This is a genomic window from Rhizobium favelukesii (assembly GCF_000577275.2).
Lineage (GTDB): Bacteria > Pseudomonadota > Alphaproteobacteria > Rhizobiales > Rhizobiaceae > Rhizobium > Rhizobium favelukesii.
The window spans coordinates 1-4,203 of sequence record NZ_CBYB010000051.1; the positions used below are offsets into that span (position 1 = coordinate 1).

Consider the following 4,203-nt stretch of genomic DNA (forward strand, 5'->3'; position numbering starts at 1 on the left):
GAACGCGGAAGCCGTCGCCGCCACGCATCCTGGAGATGACGTTCATGCGGCTCTGGAAGAGCATTTCGTTCTTCGACGGGAAGCCAAGGCTCCTGTCTTCGATGCACGACGTTACAGCGTAGGCTTCTGCTTGGATTTGCCGATACCCCCTTGCCGAGCCCCGCTGGCCCGTTTGACGACGAACGGCTCTCTTGCGTCGAGCTGATGTCCCCTCGGGTTACCTGGGTCTATCGAGACCAATAAGTGCGATTTAATGTTCCTGTTTTTGCGCGAATATGCAACGAGCTTGCATACGTCGAGCAAGGCTGTGGCGACCACGGCGTCTCCAAAAACATCGCCCCATTCTGCAAAGCCGCGATTGGACGTCAGGATCATCGCTCCTCTCTCGTAGAGGGCGTTGACGAGTTGGAAGAACAGATTGCCGCCGCCGGCGATGACCGGCAGATAACCGATCTCGTCTTGCAGCCGTCCTTCGCGTTCGGCTCTGGACAGGGCGGCAATGAGATCGGCCAGTGTGCAGAAGTAGACGCTTTTGCCGGCTTTGACAGCTTCGACGCCGAGCGCGACTGCCAGATGGCTTTTGCCGGTTCCCGGCGGCCCGAGGAAATGAATGGCCTCGTGGCGGTCAACAAAACCGAGTTGTGCGAGGGTGAAGATCCGATCTCTATCGAGCGATGGTTGAAACGTGAAATCGAAACCGGTCAGCGTTTTGATGGTCGCCAGGCGTCCCATCCGGAGGGCGGTCTTTATGCGGCTGTTCTCCCGCAGTGTCAGCTCTTCGGAAAGAAGGATGTCGATTGCTTCGAGAGCCGATAGTTCCCCTTGTTCCAATCGACGGACAACATGGTCGAGTGCTTCAAGGGCACGCGGTATCTTCAAGCCGACAAGATCATGACGAATGCGATCGATCATCGACGGCACAGAATCGAGAGCGGTGCTCATGTGCGGTTCTCCTGCGCCATGGCTCGGGCGACAGCGTCATAGAAGGCAAGCGGTCGCTGTATGACCCTGTCTCCGGATCCATGAAGAATGATCTGGTCGTTATTGACGTGTGGTCGCGATTGCTGCTGTAAGCGAAGTGTCCTGTGACCGGGTTCGACGCGGCGCTGATGACGCCCCTCCAACACTGGATGCACAGCAATGAGGGTGCCGTCCTCGAAGATCTGAACTTCATTGGCCAGGGTATGAACCTCGACAAGCCGCCTTCTGGTGGCGTCGGGTCGGTGAAGATGACCTGAAACTGGGCGAAATCCACCTGGGCCTGTTCGCCGGGAGCTGTTTCGAACCGAACTTCAAATCCCTGCTCTGAGGTCGGACGAACGTCTCTGAGAAAGTCTGTGACAGCGGTGTAACCCCCGACATATCCGCGATCCTTCAGCTCTCGCAGGAGTCTGCGGCCACTGAGGCCAGGATAGGCAGCAACCCGTCAAGCGGTGAATGGATCGATCACCGTAGCTCGAGGCTTCCTTGGCCCGTAAGCAGGTGCCTCAAGACCACGCTCGATATATTTGCGGATTGTCTTTCGATCGACACCGGTCTGTCTGGCGATCGCTGACACCGACACCCCTTGTCGATGCAAATCTAATATCATGACTATCTCCCCGAGTTTGATCACCGCCATTTCCCTCTCGACTATCGAGAGCACGATCGGTGATGACGCGCCGCAACGCTAAGCTGGGGAAGATTCAAACGGCACTTCTGGGGAGTATTGATCCGGTATCGACAGGACCCCTCGCATCAACAGAGAGACGCGCAGGGCCTGGTGGTGTAGCCCACGGTCATCACCCCCGCGGCGTCCGCCGTCCGGTCCTCGCCACGCGGGATCAAGCCGGTTCGCCATTGATGCCTCCGTTAGGCCCGATGCGGCCGTCCGTGCTGCTGCGGTGATTTCGCGCCGCAGCCAGCTGCCATGCTCTCGGTCGCGGTGGCAACGCTCGTGCCAAATAAGCGCCACTTCGTAGGGAGATAGTTTCAAAGGCGGCTCGACGACTGCGAGTGGCAGCATGGAGGCGATTCGGATGGCAACGCGGCTAGATACAACAAGCACCAAGTCGGTCGCCGCGATAATAATCGCCCCGTCAGTACGTTGGAAACCACGATTGGGTCACAATCAGCCACGCTCAGTTCGGTCAATCCGTCATAGACCTGGTGGAAGCGGTCGTTGGGCTCCGAGGCGATGGCTACGTGGCGCAAGGCCGCGAAACTTTCTAACGTCCACTCCTGTTCCAGGACCGGGTGGTCGCGGCGAATGAGGCAGCTAAAGCGGTCGGAATAGAGCCTGCGCCGCAAGTAACCAGGCATAGCAGCGCCAATCTGCCCGACCGCCAGATCGATCTCGCCTTGCTCCAGGCGCCGCAGTGCGTTGGCCAAGACCGCGTCGTTGACCATGTCGAGATGAGGGGCACCCTCACGCAGCCGCGGCAGGAGGCGCGGCAACAGAACTGACGCTTGGTGGTCGGGAATGGCCATCGTTACCTTCCATCGCCATTCCCTTGGAGCGACGCTGCAGTTCACCGTTTGGCGAATCGCATCCAACACCGAAGGCAACTTTTCAGCCAAGCGCTCAGCCATCAGCGTTAGAACCGCGCGAGCCGCGAACCAGCAGATCGTCATTGAACATGCCCCGCAGCGTTGACAACGCTCGGCTCATCGCTGGTTGAGTCCGGCCAACATGCTGGGCCGCGCGGCTTATGTTGCGATATTGTAGCAAGGCCCCGAGATCCACCAGTAGGTTTAGATCGATGGAAGCCTAATCACAATCTAAGCGATTTTGAGTTGGTGCCCCAACTTTCGCCGACGCGAAAGCTGAAAGCAGCCGTGTGCTCCATGAAGGACGCGCGCGAAAGTAACTTAAACGAGCAATTCAGCCGAACGCCCAGTCGGGCGGCGCTGCTGTGAATGGCTCTTCTCGATTATGACTCGCGCGCGATACTGTTGTTGTGGAAGCCGGATTAAAAGCGATATGTAATGCCAGCGCCGATTAGGACGGGGTCGATCCTCGCTTTACCAGTCACCTCGTTTCCGCCGACAGTGGCCTCGAAATCTGGTCTTAGGAAGATCTTCTTCGCGTCGACGTTGAGGCCCCAATGACTATCGATCATATAGTCGAAACCAACCTGCAAGGCCACACCAAATGCGTTGTTGACGTGAAGCCTCTCGGCAGTTTTGCCTGATTGTTTGTAGAAATTTGTATAATTCACGCCGGCGCCCACATAGGGCCGAAAGGCCCCAAAATCGGTGAAATGGTATTGCAACGTTAATGTCGGTGGTAGCAGCCAAGTCTCGCCGACCTCACCTAAACCGGCAATTGAGCCGCCACCGCGAACCTTGGCATAGGTCGTGCCCAAGATGAGCTCAGCCGCGATATTGTCATTGAAGAAATAGGAGATGTCGAATTCTGGGAAGACCGTGTCAGAGTAAGAGAGGTCGGAGCCTGCTAATCGATCAACGCGGCCAGAGTCGCTTGTGATAGCGCCAAGCGCGCGCAGGCGCAGCTGCCAAGGGCTGGGGCTGGCTGCAATCGCGGGCGCATAGGGTACGCTGTCTAAGTCGGACGCCTCAGCCACAAAAGCCGTAGCGACAGTCCCTGCGACGATAATGGCGTAGGCGGTTTTGATGATCGTCATTTTTGTCTCCGTTTGGTAATCGTCCACGAGCTGCGTCGATAGCGAAAGTACAACTTGTATTTGGGATAGCGGTTGAGAGTGTGAGCAGCCGGAGGCTAGTAGTACTCGGCCGCTAATCCGTCGCAGGCATGCTTACTGGCCTCATTCATTGTTCCTAGGTCCACATTCATAACGCCCGGCTTCAGTGGGATTTTCAACGAAAGCAGCGAAAGCTTCTCGCATTGCTCGGCTCCTGGCGGCGTTGACTGACAAATGCACTAACTTTTGACGGCAGTAGACTTTCAGAACGCCGGGGGCGCTCGTAAACGACCAAGCATGTACTGTGCCAAAGGAGAAAATCATTTTAAAGCAACGTATAGTGCAACCTCGTCTATGTCGCAGCCTCGACACATTGTCGGAGATCGCACAACGCAATTGGCTATCAATCGGCCTCGGCAGTTATCTCAAGCGAATCGAGGAATTGACCCCGCATATTGCCTCACCGAATAATGTTACCAAACGATTTGGCGGGTGGAAGAGCCGGCGTGATCGCCATCCAGTCGCCATTTAGGATCTCAAGGGCCGACTCCTGACGCCA

Annotated in this window: 6 protein-coding genes and 1 pseudogene; 1 reads left to right on the top strand and 6 read right to left on the bottom strand. The window is 56.9% G+C overall.

From position 1 onward, the window contains the following. Positions 1-111 precede the first annotated feature (111 nt). From LPU83_RS37970 to LPU83_RS75070, 4 genes and pseudogenes are all read right to left on the bottom strand, one after another. On the bottom strand, positions 112-942 hold the full coding sequence (locus tag LPU83_RS37970; protein ID WP_024319063.1) for an ATP-binding protein: 831 nt from the start codon (positions 940-942) through the stop codon (positions 112-114). Further along, complete coding sequence (locus LPU83_RS75700) at positions 939-1,181, bottom strand: hypothetical protein (protein WP_425301842.1); 243 nt, start codon at positions 1,179-1,181, stop codon at positions 939-941. Before LPU83_RS75700 ends, LPU83_RS37970 begins: the two co-directional genes overlap by 4 nt. Positions 1,182-1,219: 38 nt before the next feature. Further along, positions 1,220-1,615, bottom strand: a pseudogene (locus LPU83_RS75705) (helix-turn-helix domain-containing protein); the annotation flags it as partial. Between the two features lie 356 nt (positions 1,616-1,971). Then, a complete protein-coding gene (locus LPU83_RS75070) occupies positions 1,972-2,469 on the bottom strand; it encodes a LysR substrate-binding domain-containing protein (RefSeq protein ID WP_280178240.1) in 498 nt (165 codons plus the stop codon). On the opposite strand from LPU83_RS75070, the gene LPU83_RS75075 reads away from it, so the two are divergent. Beyond that, positions 2,462-2,635, top strand: coding sequence for a hypothetical protein (locus LPU83_RS75075; RefSeq protein ID WP_208245925.1), 174 nt, complete (start codon positions 2,462-2,464; stop codon positions 2,633-2,635). The two genes, LPU83_RS75070 and LPU83_RS75075, sit on opposite strands and share 8 nt — an antisense overlap. On the opposite strand, the gene LPU83_RS75080 is transcribed toward LPU83_RS75075, so the two are convergent. After that, on the bottom strand, positions 2,564-2,725 hold the full coding sequence (locus LPU83_RS75080; protein WP_280178241.1) for a LysR family transcriptional regulator: 162 nt from the start codon (positions 2,723-2,725) through the stop codon (positions 2,564-2,566). The two genes, LPU83_RS75075 and LPU83_RS75080, sit on opposite strands and share 72 nt — an antisense overlap. Positions 2,726-2,951: 226 nt before the next feature. Further along, complete coding sequence (locus LPU83_RS37985) at positions 2,952-3,626, bottom strand: OmpW/AlkL family protein (RefSeq protein WP_024319064.1); 675 nt, start codon at positions 3,624-3,626, stop codon at positions 2,952-2,954. Positions 3,627-4,203: the final 577 nt, after the last annotated feature.

What these genes read in the sequence shown, in the direction of transcription:
- LPU83_RS75070 (WP_280178240.1), bottom strand. Translation starts at nt 2,469, where the DNA reads ATGGCCATTCCCGACCACCAAGCGTCAGTTCTGTTGCCGCGCCTCCTG.
- LPU83_RS37985 (WP_024319064.1), bottom strand. Translation starts at nt 3,626, where the DNA reads ATGACGATCATCAAAACCGCCTACGCCATTATCGTCGCAGGGACTGTC.
- LPU83_RS37970 (WP_024319063.1), bottom strand. Translation starts at nt 942, where the DNA reads ATGAGCACCGCTCTCGATTCTGTGCCGTCGATGATCGATCGCATTCGT.
- LPU83_RS75075 (WP_208245925.1), top strand. Translation starts at nt 2,462, where the DNA reads ATGGCCATCGTTACCTTCCATCGCCATTCCCTTGGAGCGACGCTGCAG.